This window comes from Acinetobacter bohemicus ANC 3994, from assembly GCF_000367925.1.
Classification (GTDB): Bacteria; Pseudomonadota; Gammaproteobacteria; order Pseudomonadales; family Moraxellaceae; genus Acinetobacter; species Acinetobacter bohemicus.
The window spans coordinates 1032354-1053311 of the sequence record NZ_KB849164.1 but is presented as its reverse complement, the minus strand read 5'-3'; the positions used below and the strand labels follow the sequence as shown (position 1 = coordinate 1053311).

Here is a 20958-nt window from a genome sequence, read left to right as displayed (position 1 = left end):
TTTATGCGCCGTTGCACTAACACTAGATTGTTTAAAGTTTCTATTTATCAGTATCTAATGCAATTAATGCTTCATTGATTAAGGCATGTAGTGCTTGCACCTTATCGTGTCCCATTAAATGATTCATTTTCTGCTGTGCATTTTCCCAGTAAACATAGGCTTCTTTTCTTTTTTCGCGACCTAAATCGGTAATTGAAATTTCACGACTGCGTTCATCCTGCCCTTTTTCCAAAGCTAAAAAGCCATGCGATACCATCACCTGAATATTACGCGTCAATGTTGAATTATCTAATCTCATCATATTTGATAATTCTGTCGGGCGAATAGTTCCGACTTTATACACAGTATTAAGCAAAGCATATTGTGTGGTTTTTAAACCAACATGGCTTAACTCAGTATCATAATGACGGGATAACTCACGCATTAATTTCCTGACTTTATAACTGGTACAGCTTTGTCTTAATTCTTCTTTTACTTCGTGCATATTGAAATTTACCAAAATATTGTATATACAATAGTTGTATATGCAAATATATGCAATCATTTTATACAATTTTAAATATTTTTAGATAAGGAAAGAAAAAGTGACTCAACTTTTTTTAGATGATTTATACGTAGGGCAAAAATTTGTCAGTGAATCTTATGCTTTAAGTGAAGAAAAAATTATTCAATATGCTCAGGAATTTGATCCTCAAATCTTTCATTTAGATTCTGTTGCAGCAGAAGATACTTTTTTTAAAGGCTTAGCTGCAAGTGGATGGCATACTGCTGCGATTACCATGCGACTACTAGTCAAAAGTTTAAATTTACATCATGGCATTATTGGGGCTGGTGGAGATCTTGTATGGCCCCAACCCACGCGAGCGACTGATATTTTATCGGTTGAATCAGAAATTATTGAAATTAAACCCTCGAAATCAAAACCAAATCAGGCACTGGTAACTTTTAAATGTGAAACTAAAAATCAACATGCTGAAGCAGTGCAAATATTACATCCCAAATTAATCGCTTTTAAAAAAATATCAATTTAAGGAAACCTAAGTTTCGTTAATTGCATATAAATACTCTCTATATTATTATTTCTACACGTTTTTATTTATTCAAAAGTGTTGTTCTTCAAAATGAATTTTGTTAAATACAAGAATAAAAAACCAGCTTGCTGCTGGTTTTTTATTCATACAAAGTTAAATCAACTTACCTTTTTTAATTCTTCAAACGCTTTAAGTTCATAAGGAAGTCCAACATAGTTTTCAGCTAAAGTCGTTTGCCCTGCTTCTGAGCCAAGAATATAGGTTAATTCAGCATGTTTGATTTTTAAATCAAACTCACTTTCATTTTCAAAACGATGTAATAAATTTGTCATCCACCAAGAAAAACGCTCAGCTTTCCATACCCGTTTTAGGCATTTTTCAGAATATTCATCAATGCCTTGCTTAGAACCATTTAAGTAATATTCAATTAATGCACTAGATAAATATGCAATATCAGAAGCTGCTAGATTCAACCCTTTTGCACCAGTTGGTGGAACAATATGTGCAGCATCACCTGCTAAAAATAAGTGTCCAAAACGCATTGGCTCGGTTACAAAACTCCGTAAAGGTGCAATACTTTTTTCAATTGAAGGTCCTGTAACTAAATGCTCACAGCTTTCTTTATCTAGACGATTTTTTAATTCATCCCAAAAACGTTCATCTGACCAATCCTCTACTTTATCAGTTAAAGGAACTTGTAAATAATAACGGCTACGTGTGCTTGAACGCATACTACAAAGTGCAAAACCACGTTCTGATTGTACATAAATCAATTCATCAGATACTGGTGGTACATCCGCCAAAATACCTAACCAGCCAAATGGATATACTTTTTCAAATGTTTTAATTTTATCTGCTGGCACACTGGCACGACATACACCATGATATCCATCACACCCTGCAATAAAGTCACAATTGACGCGATATTCTTGCCCATCTTTGTTAAAAGTCACATAAGGTAAATCATAAAATTCATGTACTTTGACATCATTCGCTTCATAAAATGATGTCAGCTTGGCTTCATCACGTGCATGCATTAAATCTTTAGTGACTTCAGTTTGACCATAAACAGTCACCTGCTTCCCGTGAGTTAAAGCTGATAAATCAATACGATATTTTTCACCATTGGTTAGAATTTCTATTCCATGATGAGGTAAACCTAATTCATTTAAGTTTTGGTCTACGCCAGCTTGTTTAAGTAAATCAACAGAAACTTGTTCAAGAATACCTGCACGAATACGTGCAGAAACATAATCTGCACTACGCTGTTCAATAATAATATGTTCAATACCCGCTTTATAAAGAAGCTGTCCTAGCAATAGTCCTGCTGGTCCTGAACCAATAATTGCAACTTTGGTATTTAAAATTTCCATCATTTATGCTCCCTGTCCTATCTACTTAAACTAAATTTTTTATAAAATTTCAGCTATAGTAAAACGTGAATATTCACCGTATTACGGTGATGTTGACCGTATACCGGACAAAACATCATAAATTGATGCTTTATCAGCAAGGATGCTTCATGCGCTATGATTTAATTGAAAATAAGACTTCAGGTGAAACCATCACAAATGATGATTATATTTCTGGACTTGCCAAAGGCTTAGCTTTGTTAGAAGCGTTTGGGATTGATCGGCAAAAGCTCAATGCAACTCAAATTGCTGAACGTACAGGAATCAGCCGTACTGCGGCAAGACGCTACTTACGAACTTTAAAGTTTTTAGGTTATTTGGAAACGGACGAACATTCTTTTTGGTTAACCCATAAAGTTCTACGCTTTTCGAGTTCTTATTTAAGTTCTGCACATTTACCCAAAGTTGCCCAGCCTATTTTAAATATTCTGTGTATGCAAACCACGCTGACTTTTTCAATTGTCGTTTTAGATGATGATGAAATTGTGCCCATTGCACGCAGTTTTTTACCCCAGCAAGATAATATGCGCGCCAGTCCTGATGGTATGCATTTGGGCAATCGTTTGCCTGCTCATGCAACATCTACAGGTAAAGTTTTGCTCGCAGCTTTAAATCAAGAAGAACAAAAAAATTGGTTCAATAAATATGGTTTAAAACGTTTAACCCCTTTTACACTCCAAGATGAATCGGCATTTTATCAGGCGCTTAATCACGTGACTCAGCAAAATTATTGCTTATCAAAAGAAGAACACGAACTTGGGGTTATTGCAATTGCTGTACCAGTGTTAGACCGTCAAGGTAAAACCATTGCAGCATTGAACTGTATGTCACAAGTTAACCGTGTTACAGCGGAATATCTCATTCAGAGTATTTTACCTTTACTTCAAAATACGGCTTATGAAATTAGAGTAATGATTTAATACAGTGGTCAATCATCAACAAAAATGCCTGCCAGTATTAAACCAGCAGGCATTGATTAGGATAAATCCTTTTTATAGCATTGATACATTACTGATCTAAGGCATACGCAATCACGTAATCACCATGATCTGGAGACTGGCGTGCACCACCTGCAGAAATGACAACGTACTGTTTTCCGGTTTTAGGCGAAATATAACTCATTGGAGTACCTTGACTACCAACAGGTAAGCGAGATTTCCAAAGTTCTTGACCATTTGAAGAGTTAAATGCTCTTAAGTAGTAGTCTTGAGTTGCTGCAAAAAATACTAAGCCACCTTGAGTTGCCATTGGACCGCCAATTGTTGGCATACCAATGGGTGCTTTTAAGCCCATTTTAATTCCCATCGGACCTGTATCTTGTACTGTGCCTAAAGGAACTTGCCATGCAATTTGACGGGTTTTCATATCAATTGCTGTCATTGTTCCAAATGGCGGTTTTTGACACGGAATACCCAATACAGACATAAAGCGGTTTTTGTTTACTTTATATGGTGTACCTTTCATCGGTACAGCACCCATACCCGTATTTACTTTTTCTCCACCATTGGCTTGAATTTTAAGGTCTTCTGGAGCCTGTTTAATAAGTTGAATCCATAAACCTAAACGCATGTCATTGACAAACATATAACGGTGCGTCGGATCAAAGGCTATACTGCCCCAGTTCATACCACCCAATGACCCCGGGAAACTCAGTGATACATCTGTGCCGGGTGCTGTAAATAAACCATCATAGCGCATTGATTTAAAATTAATACGACACATCAATTGATCAAATGGCGTCGCGCCCCACATATCGGACTCAGTTAATGTCTGATTACCAATTTGTGGCATTTCAACTGAACGTGGTTGTGTCGCACTGTATTGTTCATCTGGAATATCCGCTGCTTTTACCGGTTGCTCAACAACTTTGGTCAAAGGTTTTCCGGTTAAACGATCAAGTACAAAGAACTGACCTGATTTGGTTCCAATCACAACAGCAGGTTTCGTTGTTCCGTCTTTCATTGGAAAATCAACTAAACTCGGTTGCATTGGTAAGTCAAAATCCCACAGATCATTATGTACGGTTTGATAGACCCACTTTTCTTTACCTGTGGTGGCATCAAGTGCCAATACCGAAGAATTGTATTTATGATCAATCGGTTGACGATTTCCACCCCAAACATCCACAGATGAGCTGCCCATTGGCAAAAACACTGTATTCATTTGTGGATCATAAGACATTGCAGCCCAAGAGTTCGCAGAACTACGCTTGTAAATTTCGCCAGCTTTGAGCACATAATTTGGATCTGGATTACGTGGATCAAATGCCCAACGTAATTTACCTGTAATGACATCGTATGCACGAATAACACCTCCCGGCATATCTGCTGCAACATTATCTGCAATACGGCTACCAATAACGAGAGTTGTACCTGCAATAGTCGGTGCTGATGTCACCTCAAAACGAGGCGCTTTGGTTCCATCACCTAAACCTACAAGTAAATCTACGGTTCCATCGATACCAAAGTCTTTACAGCGTTCACCTGTATCCGCATTAACTGCAATTAAGCGGCCATCGGGTGTATTGGTGTAGACTCGACGTGGACAAGCCGTATCTGCTGCCACTGTTGTTACAGGAGTCGCACCCGCTAAAGTTGGTTGTACCAAGGGCTGCGTAGCATCAAAATAGGCTACTCCACGACAACGCTCCCATGCATCAGCTTTGGAATTAACTTCCGCTTTCCAAATTTGTTTCCCTGAATCTGTATCTAAAGCAATAATGTTGTTATGCGGTGTACAAACAAAAACTTTATCCCCGACTTGTAAAGGTGTGGTTTGATCTTCTGCACCATTACCAGAACCTGTCGTCAAATCACCCGTACGAAAACGCCATGCTTCTTTTAATTGCTGCACATTGTTGCGGTTAATTTGATCTAGGGCAGCAAAACGACTACCGCCAGTATCATTACCATAATGCTGCCAATTGACTTGCTGTTTATCTGCATCAACTGGAATGAGGGGTAATTCTTGACCTAAAGCCGTCACAGTCGGATGAGGTTGAAACATCTGATAAAAAGCAATCAACATACCAATAACGACAACTGTTGCACCTGTATAAGCGGGTACAACCAAGCTGCTTTGTGCTCGATAACGACGAATAGCGGGTAAAGTAAACAATAAAGCTGCAAAGACACCCGCAGGGAACATCAGTCTGGAAAAAAGTGCCCAGAAGTCCCAACCTGCATCAAACCATGCCCAAACAAGGGTGCCTACAAATACGAGCGCAAATAACCACACACCGAATGCTTTTTTTCTAAAAACAAAAATTGCTGATGCTGTGGTCAGCAATCCAGCAATAAAGAAATACCATGAACCACCCAAACTAATGAGTTTTCCACCACCAATCAAATAAAATAAGCCCGTCAATAACAAGGCTAGGCCAAGTATAAAACACCATATTTTGAATATGGGTTGAGACTTAGAATGAGGCTCAGACATACATCTTACTCCAAGTGTTGTGAGTTTAAATGATCACTCCCTCTCCTTTGAGCATCATTTTCAATCACGGATAATGTGTGCTGTCGCAATAGCTTTGCTTGAGCAATTTAAAAAATGTTGAAATCCAAAGTGCTTTATTGTTTATATTTTAATCACCTTGGATTTTGTGTACTGTTAAAAATTGACGCGCATACTTAATCCTGCAACCCATGCATCATCGACTTCTTTAACACCTGATGGTTGATGGATATATTGAAGATTTGGACGCAACATGACTGCTGGAGACCATTGATAGGTATAATTTAATTCAACGTTTAATTCATCCCGTTGAATTGGCGTATAGTCATTGGCAAATGCGTCATAGCGGTCATAACCTCGATTTTGATTGGTGGCAATTTGTCGGTCTTGTACACGTTCATTGACCACATAATTCGCCAGACCAAAACCGACAGAGTCATTAGGACGGTTCTCTAAAGGCCCCTTGTACCAAAGTGCGATCTGCTGAGTACTCTGGACTGTCGTGGTGGCTTTATCATTAATTACACCATTAAAACTGATATATAGACCACGTTTGGGATCTGCGCCCTGCTGCGTTAATTGTTGTTGAGCATTCAGCCAAAAGCTTTGTTTACCATCATGGACTTTGCCTGTTGTTTTGACATCTTTGGCTTCAGCTGTTGAATATAATGCACCGAGTTTATATTCCCCCGGCAAACCATCAAACATGCTCAGTTTTGGTTTCCATGCCAGTTCAACTGGAATCGTGGCACCTTCAACATTATTCATGTCAAGGTTAAAACCATCGCTGTCTGATTGAGTTTTTACGTTGTCTGGATTGACTTCATAAACACCTAATCCCAATGTCCATTCTGGTGCAAATTGATATTTGACATTGGTGCCCCATAAACTAACAGGCCAGTTGTACCAAATTGAACCAATCGATTTACCTAACTGACCGCCACAAAGCAGTAAATTTTGAAATTCACACTGTGAACTATTGAAGTCATCAGACATGCCCATACGTCCAATTTTGAACTGAACCGTATTGTCTGCAAATCCTGTTTTGACCCAAGCCTGTGTTAAACGCCAAATTTTGCCACGACCATAAATTTCTTGTGTATTACCCAAAGCACTGCTTCGTGGGTCTTTAATGCGTTCTAGCGTGAGTGAATTACCATCTCGCTTAGTCATCATGATTGCTGCGGTCGTGTTTTCCCAACCTGCAATTTTGTTGAGGTCAAAAGTCGCACCGAGCGTTAACTGCCCTGCATTCTCCAAGGTATTGTCATCGTTATAACCACCTGCCAAATTGGTTGCCGCCTGACTCATAATGGATGTAGTAAATTTATATCCCTGATCTTCAAGTTGCTTACGCTCCCCATTCCAGTCACCGAGTAACCACTGACGATCTTGTGACCAAAATTCATTGGCACTGGCAAATTGACTACCCAACAGAGCGACGGACAAAAGGCTTAATTTAAAAAAGTGTTGCATAACGAAATATCCCTTTTCTGTTTGGAAAACTCACACCATATGAGTTTTCCACGTTTTAATTGTTTTATTTAATGCGTACTGCTGGACTGAGTTCAGAAGTTGCACCTAAGTGATTGGTTAAAGTCGCGGTGATTGTTGCTAAAGCAGTAACAGGCTTCCAAGATGCCTGTGCTTTTCCTTCAGCATTGGTGGTAATCACTTGTGAGCCAAGATATTGTTCAGCTTCTTGAGCATTCGATTGACTGTTCGCAAAGAATTCTAATTGATAGCGTTGGTTCGGCTGAGCCTTGACCTCTGCAATAATTTGCCCCTTACTGAAACTTAATTTAGGTGCTTGAATCGCTTGATTTGGAACAGCATTACAGCCTTGTTCATTTGGCTGAGTACAAGTTTTTTGTAGTTTTGCCGCTTCAATGACCACACCACCACCACGAGAACCGACAAAATCGGCATGTTCTAGTGCAGGAACAGCAAAAATGATTGCGCCTAAACGTTGATTCGGTACGCAAGAACCACCTGCCTCACAACGCTTAATATCTTTGCCATTATTCCAAATTAAGTTTTTGGTTAATGTGGTACGCGCATTGGCATCTTTTTCTGAACGAATAGCCACACCTACACGATTACCATGTACTTTATTACTATCAAAAATATTACCGTCACCAGTTAAGTTAAATCCAATCGAGTTGTTGGTCAGTTCGTTATAGGCAATGTAATTACGTTTACCCCAGTTAATTTGCAAACCATCTGAATAATTTTCAAATTTATTACCCACAACGGCATTGTCATTGCCCCACAAAATTTCAATGCCTTGTGATGGCTCTGGATTGGCTTTAGTCGAGGTAAAAAGATTATTTGCGACAAGGTTAAATGCTGCACCGCGTGTCAACTCTAAACCATCACCGTTATCCACAAATATGTTATTCAGCACTTTGTTGTTGTTGGTCGTGGTTGAAGTGGGATTGCCCTTACCATCATCACCAGTCAACATGACCCCTGAACCGCCGTAGTTATTACTAATACGGTTATGCTGAATCAGATTGTTGCTTGAACGGTTGACGAGAACACCAATACAGAAGCGGTGAATGTCCAAACCTTTTAAGGTCACGCCATTGACATCTTGTAGAACCAAACCCGGTAAAGTCGTAGTACGCACATTGGTTCCATACTGTTCAGGGTTTGCACCCGGACAAGCTTTAGCACCTTCACCTTGAATATAATTTGAACCATCAATGGCAATAAACTCACCTGTTTTGTCCCATTGAGTGCCAATAATTTTGACTGATGATTTAATAGGCGGTAATGGTTTGTCTGCCTTAATGATATACGGTGCCTTACCCACAGCTTGAATTAAGATTTCATTTTCTTGAGCTGTATTTGTATTGGATTGTTCTATTGCCCAACGTAATGAACCTTTGGCACTATCATCTTGATAACGATCGACAATATAGGTTTCTGCGGCTGCAAATCCAGAACTTACTAATCCTAAAGTCAGTGCTGTTAAACGTAGTGAAGCTAATTTCATGGCGATATCCTTGTCCAAAAATTAAGGGGTTGGCTGAACGGTTTTTAAAAATTGTTTTAATTGAGCAACATCAATTTGACCGGGTGCAGAGGCTTCACCAATCATGCCAAAACTCATACTGCCGCCCATATTTGCTGTTGCAATACGAGAAATCGTGCCTAGGCGTCCCATCGACATGGTCAATAATGGCTTTTTACTTTTCTGACTGACATTGAGCGTTGCATTCATTAAGGTCAGTACATCTTGTTTAGACTTCGGCATCACTGCAATTTTAAGGATGTCTGCACCCATTTGATCTTGTTTTAATAATCGTTGTTCAATGTCTTGCTGAGCTGGGGTTTTATCAAAATCGTGGTTTGACATAATCACCAAGACATTTTTTTGATGCGCACGCTGGGTGAGTTTTTCTACGCGTGCTTGATCACGAAACATTTCAATATCCAGCAACTGCATAAAAGGTTGCTTTAAATATTCGCTATAAATTTTTTCATATTCAGCGTCGGAAACCTTCAATTTGCCGCCTTCATTGGCTGTACGAATTGTTGCAATTAAAGGTTTATTTTTGAGAACTTGATTTAACTCTTTGCCAAGTGCAATTACCGCTTTAGTGTCGGATGCAAAATCCAGTAAATCAATACGAAATTCAGCCATATCCGCATTTGGATTTTCAGCAATCATTTGCGCTTGTTCTAAGGCTTGTTGCTTGGTTTTTGCAGTAATCGGTACAATGGTTTTGACAGGTAATTCGCCAATGTTCAAATTTTTAACGTGATAAATTGCAGGAGAAATATCTTTATTTAAAGGTTCTGCCTGTGCTGCAACAAAAGCAAGTGAAATGGATGCGGCTAAACAGAGTTGTTTCGCAAATTGATTTAGATTCATCATTATTCTTCCTTGTGAATCGGCAGCGCTCAAATCACGACTGCCGAATATCCTGAAATAGATTTTGCTCGATTAAATATCTAAGAAAACGGTTTCTTTATCGCCTTGAATATAAATATCAAAACGATAAACCACTTCGCCATCACGCTCTTCACGTTTGGCAATTAAGGTTTGACGACGCGGTTCCCATTCAATGCTGTTGAGTACTGGATCTTGAGCATTGGCATCACTTTCATCTTCAAAATACACACGGGTATTTAAGCCGGTGTTAATCCCGCGAGCGAAAATAATCAAGTTAATGTGTGGTGCTTGAGTTGATGCCTTACGTCCCGGAACAGTCCCTGGTTTAATGGTGTCAAAATGCCAAACTCCTGTTTTAAAGTCAGCACCTGCACGTCCCCAACCATGGAAATTAACGTCTGCTACTTTGTCTTGGAAATCCGCTTGGCTTGGATAAACGCCGTTGGCATCAGCCTGCCAAATTTCAACTAAAACATCACGTAAAGGCACGCCAATACCATCAAAGACTTGACCTTCTAAACGGATGCGCTGACCTTGCGGATTATTCTTAACCAGATCGTTATTAAAGTTATTTTCAAAAACTTCAATGCCGGCCTGTTTAGGTAATAAGCCAATATGTACATAAGGCCCACCTGTTTGTGATGGCGTCTCATGTAATTCTTCAAAATTCCAACCTTTCATTTTTTATACTCCATCCATTAATGTAGTTCGTTTTCGAAGTAAGTCGCTCGACGACCACGTAAGGTGATGTCAAAACGATAACAGCGGCTATCTGCCTCAATAAAATTGCTTTTATCTTCTAAAGCAATGAGTGCGCGACGTTGTTCTTCTGATGGAATGGTTTTCAAGATTGGACATGAATCAATCAGGGTGTCACCTTCAAAATAGAATTGTGAAATTAAGCGTTGTGCCCAACCATCAGCAATCAGTGAAAAGTGAATATGTGCAGGTCGCCATTCATTAATACGATTACGCCAAGGATACGGACCCGGTTTAATGGTACGGAAAATATAGAAACCATTTTCATCGGTCATCATGCGACCGCAACCGCCAAAGTTTGGATCGAGTGAGCCAATAAATTGGTCATTGGGATGACGATAACGCCCAGAAGCATTGGCTTGCCAAACTTCGAGTAACGCATTCTTAACAGGACGACCAAATTGATCACGGACATAACCATGTACGATCACACGTTCACCTACAGGCAAACCTTCTTTGGCACAGTTTAAAATTAAATCATTATCTTTCGGCCCAAATTGGTCAGCCGAAAAATGTGGAGCAGTTACTTCCGAAATGGTTTCACCAATCGCAATCAATGCATTTTTCGGTGAACGTAACACACTGGTTTTATAGCCTGGCGTATGTGCTGGCGGATGGTCGTCGGTATTACGCTGTGCGTAAGCTCCCCAAATAATTTGAGACATTTGATCTCTCCCTTAAATACCTTATTGGTCTTCCACAATTTTTTTCGGTGCAATACCCATTTCTTCAAAAATCTCTTCAGCCATATGCATAGCTGCATTGGCAGCAGGTAAACCTGCATATAAAGAAGAATGAATAAAGAGTTCTTTCAAATCGTCTTTGGTCACACCATTGTTGAAACACGCGCGAATATGCATACGTAATTCATCGTTACGCCCAAGTGCGAGCAAAATCGCAATTGTGACTAAGCTGCGTGTATGACGTGGCATACCTGGGCGTGACCACACTTCACCCCAAGCAAAACGACTAATGAAATTTTGGAAATCTTCATTAAAATCATTTAAATTTTCTAAAGATCGCCCGACATGCTTTTCGCCTAATACTTCAGTACGAACTTTTATGCCTTGTGTATAACGTTGTTCGTCATTCATGATGAATACCTCTTAAGTTGCATCTGTATGGGCAACGAATGATTTAATAAGAATGGCAAGTGCAGCAGCAGTCGCTGGAATCAGTAACATGCTTAGAATTGAACTGAACGACCAATCATTACCCAGTAAAACTGCGCCAATCCATGCACCAAATACGGCACCAAAACGGCCAATACCAGACATCCATGCCACACCCGTTGCGCGACATTGTGTTGGATAGAAACGCGTGCTCAGTACTGGCATTGCAGATTGCGCACCATTGACTGCCATACCTGCACATAAAATAAAGATGGCAAGTAAAGTTGGGCTAGCTAGGCTTTGACTTACGATAAAAGCGAAAATACCCGCTGCAAAATAGAACCCAGCAATGACACGGTTTGGATTAAAACGATCCATTGCCCAACCCACAAACAATGCGCTAAGCACACCACCAAACTGGAATAACCCACCAATAAATGCAGCGCGTTCCATCGTGGCACCCGTTTCACGCATCAATGTTGGTAACCAGCTGGTGAGTAAATAAATGATGACCAGACCCATAAAATAGGTAAACCACAACAAGAAAGTTCCTTTGGCATACTGTTTTGAGAATAGGATTCCAAATACGCCTTTTTTTGCAGTACTTTCGTTCTTTTCTTCGGGTACATGAAATTCTGTTGCATGTGCGGCTTGCTCTGGTGCAATACGAGTCAGAATTTTTTTAACTTGGGCTGTTTTATCGCCTTTTAAAATGAGGTAACGGTACGATTCTGGTAAAAAGAAAACCACCACCAACATTAAAATAAGCGGTGACCAGCCACCGACTAAAAATAAGCTGTGCCAGCCATAGTTAGGAATAAGCCAACTACTGAAAAAACCACCCACTGCCATGCCCAAGTTATAACCACAGAACATACAGGTCACTAATAATGAACGACTGCGTGCAGGACAATATTCAGAAAACAAAGTAGTTGCATTCGGCATTGCAGCGCCTAAGCCAATACCGGTTAAAAAGCGAAAAACAACCAGACTATCTAGATCCGCTGCATAGGCACAGGCTAAGGTAAAGCCACCAAAAATCAGCATTGAAATTGCTAATACAATTTTTCGTCCAAAACGGTCAGCCATTGGACCTGAAAATAAGGCACCAAAGATCATCCCACCCAAAGCTGCGCTCATCACTGGACCGAGCTGTGAACGATCAATGCCCCAATCTTGAGCAAGTGCAGGCGCAATAAAACCCATTGCTGCGGTATCAATACCATCGACAAAAACAATCAGAAAACAGACGGCTGCAATAAGCCATTGATATTTGCTTATTGGCGATTGATTAATTAATGCTTGCGCATCAATTCCTGATTTATGCGTATAACTATCCTGAGACGCCATTGTTGCCTCCTTAAGGCCAAATCCTTTTCGTTAATTACTCTATTGATTTTTCTCGATAAATCTCTCTAGCACTTGGCTGAATTCATCGGGGCATTCAATATTCGATAAATGAGATGCAGCTAAAATTGCAATCTCACCCTTCAGTACGTGTTCTTTAATTAATTCACCATCTTCTACGGTGGTTACAGGGTCTTTCGAACCACAAATGATTAAAGTTGGAATTTTGAGTCGGGGTAATTCATGGCGAACATCTGCATATGCTAAAGCTCGACAAGCATTTGCATAGCCTTTCGCTTGGGTAGTCGCTAAGCTTTGGATCGTTTGCTGTGCCAAAGCATTATGTTGATAATCAAATTTCTCGCTAAACCAGCGGCTATGTGTTGTTTTTACTAAATCCGCCAAACCATTTTGTTCAACGGCATCCGCACGGCTAATCCATGCATCGACTTGACCAATTTTAGCTGCTGAATTGGCAACGGTAATGCTATTGAAACGATGAGCTGCATTTAAACCTAACCACAGCGCAGTAATGCCTCCCATAGAAATGCCACAAAAATGAGCTTTTTCTATATTTAAAGCATCCATAATGTCGATCACATCTTCGCCTAAATTGGCTAAGGTTGTGTCTTCAATGACATCACTTTTGCCATGACCACGCGTGTCATAACGCACAACTTTATATTTATCTTTAAAATATGCTGCTTGTGGGTCCCACATGCCTTTATCTGTACCTAAAGAATTAGACAAGATAATGACAGGCAAATTTTCAGATCCATCAACCTGTATAGATAAAGTTTTTCCTTGTCGGTTGGTTATGGTGTTATTCACTTTGCCTCTCCTTTTGCTTCTTTAAGCACAGCATCAATCTGATCCTGAATATTGCCTAAATAAGATTCAGGTTTAAAAATAAGTGTTAATTCAGCAGCACTAAAATGCTGTTTTACTTCTGTAAATGAACTTACGATATCTTGTAAATGACTTTGCTCAGCAACGGCTTGCTGACAGGCTTTTTCAACTAAATGATGTGCATTTAAACGCCCCATTTTCGGTGCGAGTGCCATCATGACAGCTTCAGCCATAATCAACCCTTGTGTCATTTCTATATTGCGCTGCATGTCTTTACTATTGACTTCTAAACCTTGCAGCACTTCAACTGTACGTTGTAATGCACCTGCACAAAGCTGAAAAATTTCAGGTAAAGCCAACCATTCTGCATGCCAAGCCCCTAAGCTACGTTCATGTTCTTGGACCATACTTTGATACATACTCGACATGAGTGCAGGTACACGATTGGCTGCTGCCAATATTGAAGCTGCCGCAACAGGATTGCGCTTGTGTGGCATGGTTGATGAACCGCCACGCCCTTTTGCTGTAGGTTCAAATACTTCTGCAATTTCAGTTTGCATCATCAATGACCAATCACGCGCCATTTTCCCCGTATTACCCACCACAATGGCAAGAAAGCCTGCGGTCTCAATAATACGATCTCGTTCGCCATGCCAAGTACAGGTTGGAACACTCAGGTTGAGTTGTGCTGCATAGGCTTCAACCACCGTTGAACCTTGATCCAGTAAAGATGCCAGTGAACCCACCGCACCACCGAGTTGAGCTGTGAGTACACGTGCTTTCATTTGCTCTAAACGGTCTAAATCACGTTTAAAACTACTTGCCCAACGTGCAGCTTTATGCCCGAAAGTAATGGGTAGTGCCTGTTGTAACCAAGTACGTCCTATCATCACTTCAGCACGATATTTTTCTGCAAGTTCAAGTGATGCTGCATACGTATGTCGCAATTGAAATTCCACAACGTCTAAAGCATCTCGCGCTTGTAAAATACACGCCGTATCCAGAATATCTTGACTGGTTGCCCCCCAATGCACATAGCGGGAAGCATCTTCATCAACGGCTTTTACTGCTGCTGTAAACTGCTTTACAAATGGAATCGCGATATTCCCAGCGAGTCCTGTCGCTATTGCAAGATTTTCAAAATCAATCGCTTGAATACCTTGAGTATTGGCAACATCGGCAATGATTGCGGCAGCAGATTCAGGAATCACGCCAACTTGCGCTTGTGCTTTCGCCAAAGCCACTTCAGCCTGAATCATGTACTTGAGCAAAGCATGATCACTGAAAATTTCAGTCATATCGGCTTGGTAAAATAAACTCGCATATAAGTGGCTCATAAGACGACAATCCTTTGACTTAAACCCGTTGAATAATGAGCGCGATGCCTTGCCCGACACCAATACACATTGAACATAAAGCGTATGTTCCACCCGCGGCTTCAAGTTGGTTCAGTGCTGTGGTGACCAAACGTGCACCTGATGCACCGAGTGGATGACCCAAAGCAATTGCACCCCCATTTGGATTGACTTGTGTCGAACCATCAGCAAGGCCTAGGTCACGCGTCACGGCCAAAGCTTGAGCAGCAAAAGCTTCATTCAGTTCAATCACATCCATTTGCTCAAGGGTTAAACCCGTTTGCGCCAAGAGTTTTTTGATCGCAGGTGCAGGAGCGAAGCCCATAATGCGCGGTTCAACCCCGACTGTGGTTGCGCCAATAATTTTGGCACGGGCTTTTAAGCCGTATTGTGCAATCGCATCATCCGATGCAATCAGTAGCGCTGCTGCACCATCATTAATCCCTGAGGCATTACCCGCCGTCACCGTACCGTCAGCTTTTACTACAGGTTTCAGCTTGGTTAAGGCTTCAAGCGTGGTGGCACGTGGATGTTCATCTTTGGCAATGACCACAGGCTCGCCTTTACGCTGCGGAATAGTGACCGGAATGATTTCTTGCTCGAAGAAACCACGTGCTTGGGCATCGGCGGTGCGTTGTTGGCTAGTAAGCGCAAACTGATCTTGATCGGCACGGTTAACATTGAACTGTGCTGCCACATTTTCAGCAGTTTGCGGCATGGTTTCCACACCATACATTTCTTTCAATTTCGGATTGATAAAGCGCCAGCCCATAGTGGTGTCTTCAAGTTTCTGAGCACGACCAAAAGCCGTTTCAGCTTTACCCATCACCAAAGGCGCACGGCTCATGCTTTCTACACCGCCAGCAATAATTAAATCTGCTTCACCTGCTTTAATGGCACGCGCGGCCATGGCAATCGCATCTAGTGATGAACCACATAAACGATTGACGGTAGTGGCAGGCACTTGATACGGTACACCTGCAAGCAGTGCCGACATACGACCGACATTACGGTTGTCTTCACCGGCTTGGTTGGCACAACCGTAAATCACATCATCGACCAATTCCCAGTTCACCGATGGATTACGCTCCATCAAGGCTTTAATCGGCAGTGCACCGAGGTCATCGGCACGAATAGCAGAGAGACCACCGGCATAGCGACCAAAGGGTGTACGAATCGCATCTACGATATAAGCATTTTTCATTTTAATCAGCTCAAAATTTATTTAGAGAAAGCTCCTCCCTTTTTAAAGGGAGGTTGGGAGGGATTCTAAAAAGTTGATTTATTCCAAAAATCCCCCTAAATCCCCCTTTATAAAGGGGGACTTTCTTTTTTATTTAAACAGTCGCATCAACCAGTTTCGCACCTGTCATTGACTGCAACTCTTCAAAAGACAAACCGTCCACTTTCTCAATCACTTTCATACCCTCAGCCGTGACATCAATCACACAGAGGTCGGTATAAATACGATCGACACATTTTAAACCGGTGGCTGGATAAGCCAGTTCAGCGACAATCTTCGGTTCACCTTTTTTAGTAACATGGTCAGTGGTGATAAAGACTTTTTTCGCACCAACGGCCAAATCCATCGCACCACCGACCGCAGGAATCGCATCTGGTGCACCCGTATGCCAGTTGGCCAAGTCACCATTTGCAGCCACTTGGAAGGCACCCAGCACGGCAATATCTAAATGACCACCACGCATCATCGCGAAGGAATCACCATGATGGAAATAAGCACCGCCTTGTAGCAAGGTGACAAATTCTTTACCGGCATTGATCAGTTCAGGATCTTCTTCACCTTTTGCAGGCGGTGGACCAAAGGCCAATAGCCCATTTTCAGAATGTAAAAAGACATCTTTGTCTGAAGGTAAATAGTTGGAAATTTTGGTCGGTAAGCCAATGCCGAGATTGACATAAGCACCATCAGGAATGTCTTGTGCCACACGTTCTGCAATTTGATCGCGGGATAGTTTTGTATAGCTCATTTTTTAATCCTCACGTAATTAAGCAGATTGCTCAAGTTGTTTAGTACCAATAGCAACCACATGCTGGACAAAAATACCCGGGGTGATGATGTGTTCTGGATCTAAAGCACCGAGTTCAACCACTTCTGACACTTGTGCAATGGTGACCTCTGCTGCCATAGCCATGATTGGGCCAAAGTTACGTGCTGATTTGTTGTACACCAAGTTACCCCAGCGGTCACCTTGATGCGCTTTAATCAGGGCAAAGTCGGCTTTAATGGGGTTTTCTAAAACGAAGTCTTTGCCTTCATAGTGCATGGTCGGTTTGCCTTCAGCCAGCAAGGTGCCAAAACTGGTTGGAGTATAGATTGGACCCAGTCCCATACCTGCTGCTTGAATACGACAAGCTAGATTTCCTTGCGGCACCAGTTCTAATTCAATTTTGCCAGCACGGTATAACTCATCAAAGACCCAAGAGTCGGATTGACGTGGGAAAGAACAAATGATTTTACGCACAGCACCGGTTTTTAACAGTTTGGCCAAGCCATAATCACCATTGCCTGCGTTGTTATTGACGATGACTAAATCTTGAGTACCCAGTTCAATTAAACCATCAATCAGTTCCGCAGGCTGACCTGCTGTACCAAAACCACCAATCATGATGGTGGAGCCATCTTTAATTTGGGATAAGGCTTCGGTTAATGAGTGAGCACTTTTATCAATCATTAGACAACTCCGTCTGTACGCTGCATAAATAAGGATGAAAACTAATGCTCAGGATGAATAGATAAGCTTAAAATTGAATCACTCAATCCCGAGTGTTTTCATTAGAATTCCTTTTATTTATTTTTCATTTTTTTTGATTGAACATCTACTATAAAACAGCAATTTTGTGCGATTTGTAGTATTTAGGTTCGATGATCGAACAATTATTCTAATTTTTGAATATACTAGATAGATATTCAATTACTCTCAATTTTGTTTGATCAGCTCAATAAAGGTTAACTCATGCATGAGGTTAAGTTAGAAGATAAAAAAAATTTGCAAAATCCCGATAATCAAAAAAATATTCGACATGAAGATTTTATCGCGGGCATTAGCAAAGGTATGGCCATTTTAGATTGTTTTGGATCTGAACGTCATCGCTTAAATATCAGTATTGCTGCTGAAAAAACAGGTATGACGCGTGCAGCAGCGCGTAGGCATTTACTCACGCTTGAGTATTTGGGATATTTAGAATTTGATGGGCATTATTACTATTTGGCGCCTAAAATATTAAAATTTTCGGGTGCTTATCTAAGTGGTTCACAACTACCTAAAATTTGCCAACCCTTATTAAACTTACTCACCACTCAAACATCACTTATTTATTCAGTGATGGTTTTAGATGGTTATGAAGCAATTACCATCGCCCGAAGTGCGGCCCACCAACAAACAGATCGGGTCAATCCTTATGGACTCCATTTAGGGAATCGTTTGCCAGCACATGCAACATCAGCAGGTAAAATTTTACTGGCATATTTAGACGTAGATGAGCAAAAAAAATGGTTAGAAAAATATCCATTGAAGCGATTAACCAAATTTAGCTGCACAGACAATGATACCTTTCTAAAGATTTTAGAGGAAATTAAAGAGCAAGATTGGTGTTATTCAAGCGAAGAACATGAGCTTGGTGTACATGCTCTTGCCGTACCTATATATGGACCGAAAGGCAATGTCGTTGCGGCATTAAATATTGTTTCGCCTACAACCAAAACAACGAAAGAATATCTAGTTCAGCAAATTATGCCTTTACTTCTTGAAACAGCACGTGAATTACGTAATGTCATTTAGATATTTATTGAACGCTTGTAATGACAGGCATTATCTAATGATAATGCCTCTTTTTATCCTAAGAAAAGTATGCCAAGTCGTAAAGCTCAGAAGGTCATAGTTGAACAACTTTTTTAAATCCTGTTCTTAACGCTTACATTTAAAAACAGGACATTTAAGATTTTGAATAACAAAACTTATTGAACTTCAAATTCAATTCTACGGTTTTTCTTACGACCATCAACGGTTGTGTTATCAGCAACTGGTTGAGTTGAACCTAATCCTTCCACCGTTAAATAATCTGTTGGCACATTTTTTTCTGTTAAATACTTTTTCACTGCGGCTGCACGTTCCTGACTAAGGATTAAATTTTTAGCTGGACTACCTGAACTATCCGTATGACCAATAATTTTAACCTTCTTTCCAGCGACTTTATTTAATGCAACTGCCATTTCATCCAAAATTTTGGTTCCTGATGCAGCCAATATCACACTTCCAGATTCAAACTCGATAATCCTATTTTTTAAAGCATCATCAATAATTTTCTGCTCTGCTTGACTCGCAGACAACTGTATATTTAAGCGATATGGCGCTTGAATCATATTTTGAAAATTTGCTGTGGTGGGTTGAATGTCATTTTGATTTAACATTTTTCCCGTTAATTCGACCTGTGTGGCACGTACAGATAATTTCCCTTGTTTAACTTTCTTTAAATCTGCTGTAATGATTTTAGTTACTGAATCACTCCAGCCATTTGGTGCAGAAACTGGTTTTACTTTAATTTTATCAATAACTTGATCCGTACCATAAACTGTATACATTTTATTTAAAATAACGTGTTTACTGGCTTCATTTGGCACGACACCTTCAACCACAATAGGTTCAGCCAGTACCAAAGAGCTTATAGATACAAGATTCAATAAAGTCAGCACTTTAATTTTTTTTCTCATTTTTTGTAATTTAATCATTTTTAATCAGCTATAAATGTGTGTCTAAAAAGTTTAATACCTTGATTTAAGCTTAGATGGCGCTCACATAAGGACTGTTCTAAGGCTGCGAGTCCTGCATTTTGTTCTAAATAAGGATCAACCCAATCTGCTTTTGCTAATGAAACCCAATGCTCTGAATCCATTTCTTGAGTAAATATTTCACTTAATGCAGTAATATCAGCACCTTGAAATCCAATTAACAAAACTGGTGAATTGCGATGTAAAATTCCAATGAATAGCTCTACATTTTGCTTAGAAATAAAATAACTAATTAAATTGACCCAAAAAGCAGCAATTTCATAGCAATAGCTTGGATTATTAATGGGTAAAATAAGTACTTTTTTTAATCGAGTGGTCCCTTGTTGAATAACAGGTTGTAGCAACAAACCTAATCCAATCATAGTTTGAGAAAGTTCATAAGCACTTACTTTCATCAATTGAGAGAATGAATGAATCGTATGATATTCATAAAATTTAGCACTCTCTATATGGGTAAATATCTGAATTTCATTACTTAATTTACTCAATTTGTCTAGCAAAATATCAGGATCGTGTATCGAATGTATCACCTGATTTGTCTGCAATAGATTAATTAATGTCTGTTTGTAGCTATATGGTGCATACAAAATATGTTCGTATGGCGTATTTACCTCTAGTAAATGACTCAGGAGCATCGGAAATTGGCGGCCTGAACTATCTTTGCTACTAATCAAATTTGCCACCAAAAACTTGGTTTCTTGAGGATTGGCAATAAAAAAATCTAATGCAGGTAGTTTTGAATAAACCCTACTAAAATCTGGCGATTGCATGGCATATTCGAGTGCTTCAGTAATCCATTGATCCATTAATTGAATTAAAGTCGACTGACCACGTGTCTTTAAAAAATCTCCATGTGCAGGACATTTACCATAATAAAGTGGAAAAGTTTTTATTTTATACATCACAATTCTCCCCCATTTTTTGTT

The 20958-nt window shown here is 40.1% G+C and carries 20 protein-coding genes; 3 read left to right on the top strand and 17 right to left on the bottom strand.

Going from position 1 to position 20958, the window contains the following annotated elements; all coding sequences use genetic code 11:
- Positions 1-40: 40 nt before the first annotated feature.
- A complete protein-coding gene (locus F994_RS04920; RefSeq protein ID WP_034696552.1) occupies positions 41-484 on the bottom strand; it encodes a MarR family winged helix-turn-helix transcriptional regulator in 444 nt (147 codons plus the stop codon).
- A gap of 100 nt (positions 485-584) precedes the next feature.
- Here F994_RS04920 and F994_RS04915 point away from each other — a divergent pair, with 100 nt between their 5' ends.
- Positions 585-1031 carry a MaoC family dehydratase gene (locus F994_RS04915; RefSeq protein ID WP_004649033.1) on the top strand — a complete coding sequence of 149 codons (447 nt, stop codon included), beginning with the start codon at positions 585-587 and terminating at the stop codon, positions 1029-1031.
- A gap of 158 nt (positions 1032-1189) precedes the next feature.
- Here the strand turns inward: F994_RS04915 and pobA are convergent, their stop codons facing one another.
- Positions 1190-2404 carry a 4-hydroxybenzoate 3-monooxygenase gene (pobA, locus tag F994_RS04910; protein ID WP_034696678.1) on the bottom strand — a complete coding sequence of 405 codons (1215 nt, stop codon included), beginning with the start codon at positions 2402-2404 and terminating at the stop codon, positions 1190-1192.
- Between the two features lie 149 nt (positions 2405-2553).
- On the opposite strand from pobA, the gene F994_RS04905 reads away from it, so the two are divergent.
- The gene (locus F994_RS04905) at positions 2554-3363 is read left to right on the top strand and encodes an IclR family transcriptional regulator domain-containing protein (RefSeq protein ID WP_004649031.1); all 810 of its coding nucleotides are present in this window, start codon (positions 2554-2556) and stop codon (positions 3361-3363) included.
- An 88-nt stretch (positions 3364-3451) separates the two neighbouring features.
- Here the strand turns inward: F994_RS04905 and F994_RS04900 are convergent, their stop codons facing one another.
- The 13 genes from F994_RS04900 to F994_RS04840 all read right to left on the bottom strand — a co-directional run bounded on the left by F994_RS04900 (position 3452) and on the right by F994_RS04840 (position 17918).
- On the bottom strand, positions 3452-5881 hold the full coding sequence (locus tag F994_RS04900) for a glucose/quinate/shikimate family membrane-bound PQQ-dependent dehydrogenase (RefSeq protein ID WP_004649030.1): 2430 nt from the start codon (positions 5879-5881) through the stop codon (positions 3452-3454).
- A 174-nt stretch (positions 5882-6055) separates the two neighbouring features.
- Complete coding sequence (locus F994_RS04895) at positions 6056-7375, bottom strand: carbohydrate porin (RefSeq protein ID WP_004649029.1); 1320 nt, start codon at positions 7373-7375, stop codon at positions 6056-6058.
- A 64-nt stretch (positions 7376-7439) separates the two neighbouring features.
- The gene (locus F994_RS04890; RefSeq protein ID WP_004649028.1) at positions 7440-8900 is read right to left on the bottom strand and encodes a right-handed parallel beta-helix repeat-containing protein; all 1461 of its coding nucleotides are present in this window, start codon (positions 8898-8900) and stop codon (positions 7440-7442) included.
- Between the two features lie 21 nt (positions 8901-8921).
- A complete protein-coding gene (gene aroD, locus F994_RS04885; protein WP_004649026.1) occupies positions 8922-9785 on the bottom strand; it encodes a type I 3-dehydroquinate dehydratase in 864 nt (287 codons plus the stop codon).
- A 69-nt stretch (positions 9786-9854) separates the two neighbouring features.
- A complete protein-coding gene (gene pcaG / locus F994_RS04880) occupies positions 9855-10484 on the bottom strand; it encodes a protocatechuate 3,4-dioxygenase subunit alpha (protein WP_004649025.1) in 630 nt (209 codons plus the stop codon).
- A 17-nt stretch (positions 10485-10501) separates the two neighbouring features.
- The gene (gene pcaH / locus F994_RS04875) at positions 10502-11227 is read right to left on the bottom strand and encodes a protocatechuate 3,4-dioxygenase subunit beta (RefSeq protein WP_004649024.1); all 726 of its coding nucleotides are present in this window, start codon (positions 11225-11227) and stop codon (positions 10502-10504) included.
- Between the two features lie 21 nt (positions 11228-11248).
- Complete coding sequence (gene pcaC, locus F994_RS04870) at positions 11249-11656, bottom strand: 4-carboxymuconolactone decarboxylase (protein ID WP_004649023.1); 408 nt, start codon at positions 11654-11656, stop codon at positions 11249-11251.
- A 12-nt stretch (positions 11657-11668) separates the two neighbouring features.
- Positions 11669-13024 carry a 4-hydroxybenzoate transporter PcaK gene (locus F994_RS04865; protein WP_004649022.1) on the bottom strand — a complete coding sequence of 452 codons (1356 nt, stop codon included), beginning with the start codon at positions 13022-13024 and terminating at the stop codon, positions 11669-11671.
- Positions 13025-13063: 39 nt separating this feature from the next.
- The gene (gene pcaD, locus F994_RS04860; protein WP_004649021.1) at positions 13064-13852 is read right to left on the bottom strand and encodes a 3-oxoadipate enol-lactonase; all 789 of its coding nucleotides are present in this window, start codon (positions 13850-13852) and stop codon (positions 13064-13066) included.
- On the bottom strand, positions 13849-15207 hold the full coding sequence (gene pcaB / locus F994_RS04855) for a 3-carboxy-cis,cis-muconate cycloisomerase (RefSeq protein ID WP_004649019.1): 1359 nt from the start codon (positions 15205-15207) through the stop codon (positions 13849-13851). The genes pcaD and pcaB overlap by 4 nt, the downstream gene beginning before the upstream one ends.
- A 19-nt stretch (positions 15208-15226) precedes the next feature.
- Complete coding sequence (gene pcaF / locus F994_RS04850) at positions 15227-16429, bottom strand: 3-oxoadipyl-CoA thiolase (RefSeq protein WP_004649018.1); 1203 nt, start codon at positions 16427-16429, stop codon at positions 15227-15229.
- 133 nt (positions 16430-16562) lie between these two features.
- Positions 16563-17213, bottom strand: a complete 651-nt coding sequence (locus F994_RS04845; RefSeq protein ID WP_004649017.1) for a 3-oxoacid CoA-transferase subunit B — start codon at positions 17211-17213, stop codon at positions 16563-16565.
- Positions 17214-17231: 18 nt separating this feature from the next.
- Positions 17232-17918, bottom strand: a complete 687-nt coding sequence (locus F994_RS04840; protein WP_004649016.1) for a 3-oxoacid CoA-transferase subunit A — start codon at positions 17916-17918, stop codon at positions 17232-17234.
- Positions 17919-18200: 282 nt separating this feature from the next.
- Here F994_RS04840 and pcaU point away from each other — a divergent pair, with 282 nt between their 5' ends.
- Positions 18201-19025: an IclR family transcriptional regulator PcaU gene (gene pcaU, locus F994_RS04835; RefSeq protein ID WP_004649015.1), complete on the top strand. Its 825-nt coding sequence runs from the start codon at positions 18201-18203 to the stop codon at positions 19023-19025.
- Between the two features lie 176 nt (positions 19026-19201).
- Here the strand turns inward: pcaU and F994_RS04830 are convergent, their stop codons facing one another.
- Both F994_RS04830 and tagF read right to left on the bottom strand, forming a co-directional pair.
- Positions 19202-19954, bottom strand: coding sequence for an OmpA family protein (locus F994_RS04830; protein ID WP_228128034.1), 753 nt, complete (start codon positions 19952-19954; stop codon positions 19202-19204).
- Between the two features lie 20 nt (positions 19955-19974).
- Positions 19975-20934: a type VI secretion system-associated protein TagF gene (gene tagF / locus F994_RS04825; protein WP_004649013.1), complete on the bottom strand. Its 960-nt coding sequence runs from the start codon at positions 20932-20934 to the stop codon at positions 19975-19977.
- Positions 20935-20958: the final 24 nt, after the last annotated feature.

Coding starts and splice junctions, on each gene's coding strand:
- pcaG (WP_004649025.1), bottom strand. CDS start 10,484: ATGAAAGGTTGGAATTTTGAAGAATTACATGAGACGCCATCACAAACA.
- F994_RS04865 (WP_004649022.1), bottom strand. CDS start 13,024: ATGGCGTCTCAGGATAGTTATACGCATAAATCAGGAATTGATGCGCAA.
- pcaU (WP_004649015.1), top strand. CDS start 18,201: ATGCATGAGGTTAAGTTAGAAGATAAAAAAAATTTGCAAAATCCCGAT.
- pcaC (WP_004649023.1), bottom strand. CDS start 11,656: ATGAATGACGAACAACGTTATACACAAGGCATAAAAGTTCGTACTGAA.
- pcaH (WP_004649024.1), bottom strand. CDS start 11,227: ATGTCTCAAATTATTTGGGGAGCTTACGCACAGCGTAATACCGACGAC.
- aroD (WP_004649026.1), bottom strand. CDS start 9,785: ATGATGAATCTAAATCAATTTGCGAAACAACTCTGTTTAGCCGCATCC.
- F994_RS04830 (WP_228128034.1), bottom strand. CDS start 19,954: ATGAGAAAAAAAATTAAAGTGCTGACTTTATTGAATCTTGTATCTATA.
- tagF (WP_004649013.1), bottom strand. CDS start 20,934: ATGTATAAAATAAAAACTTTTCCACTTTATTATGGTAAATGTCCTGCA.
- F994_RS04905 (WP_004649031.1), top strand. CDS start 2,554: ATGCGCTATGATTTAATTGAAAATAAGACTTCAGGTGAAACCATCACA.
- F994_RS04890 (WP_004649028.1), bottom strand. CDS start 8,900: ATGAAATTAGCTTCACTACGTTTAACAGCACTGACTTTAGGATTAGTA.
- pobA (WP_034696678.1), bottom strand. CDS start 2,404: ATGGAAATTTTAAATACCAAAGTTGCAATTATTGGTTCAGGACCAGCA.
- F994_RS04920 (WP_034696552.1), bottom strand. CDS start 484: ATGCACGAAGTAAAAGAAGAATTAAGACAAAGCTGTACCAGTTATAAA.
- F994_RS04845 (WP_004649017.1), bottom strand. CDS start 17,213: ATGAGCTATACAAAACTATCCCGCGATCAAATTGCAGAACGTGTGGCA.
- F994_RS04895 (WP_004649029.1), bottom strand. CDS start 7,375: ATGCAACACTTTTTTAAATTAAGCCTTTTGTCCGTCGCTCTGTTGGGT.
- pcaB (WP_004649019.1), bottom strand. CDS start 15,207: ATGAGCCACTTATATGCGAGTTTATTTTACCAAGCCGATATGACTGAA.
- pcaF (WP_004649018.1), bottom strand. CDS start 16,429: ATGAAAAATGCTTATATCGTAGATGCGATTCGTACACCCTTTGGTCGC.
- F994_RS04900 (WP_004649030.1), bottom strand. CDS start 5,881: ATGTCTGAGCCTCATTCTAAGTCTCAACCCATATTCAAAATATGGTGT.
- F994_RS04840 (WP_004649016.1), bottom strand. CDS start 17,918: ATGATTGATAAAAGTGCTCACTCATTAACCGAAGCCTTATCCCAAATT.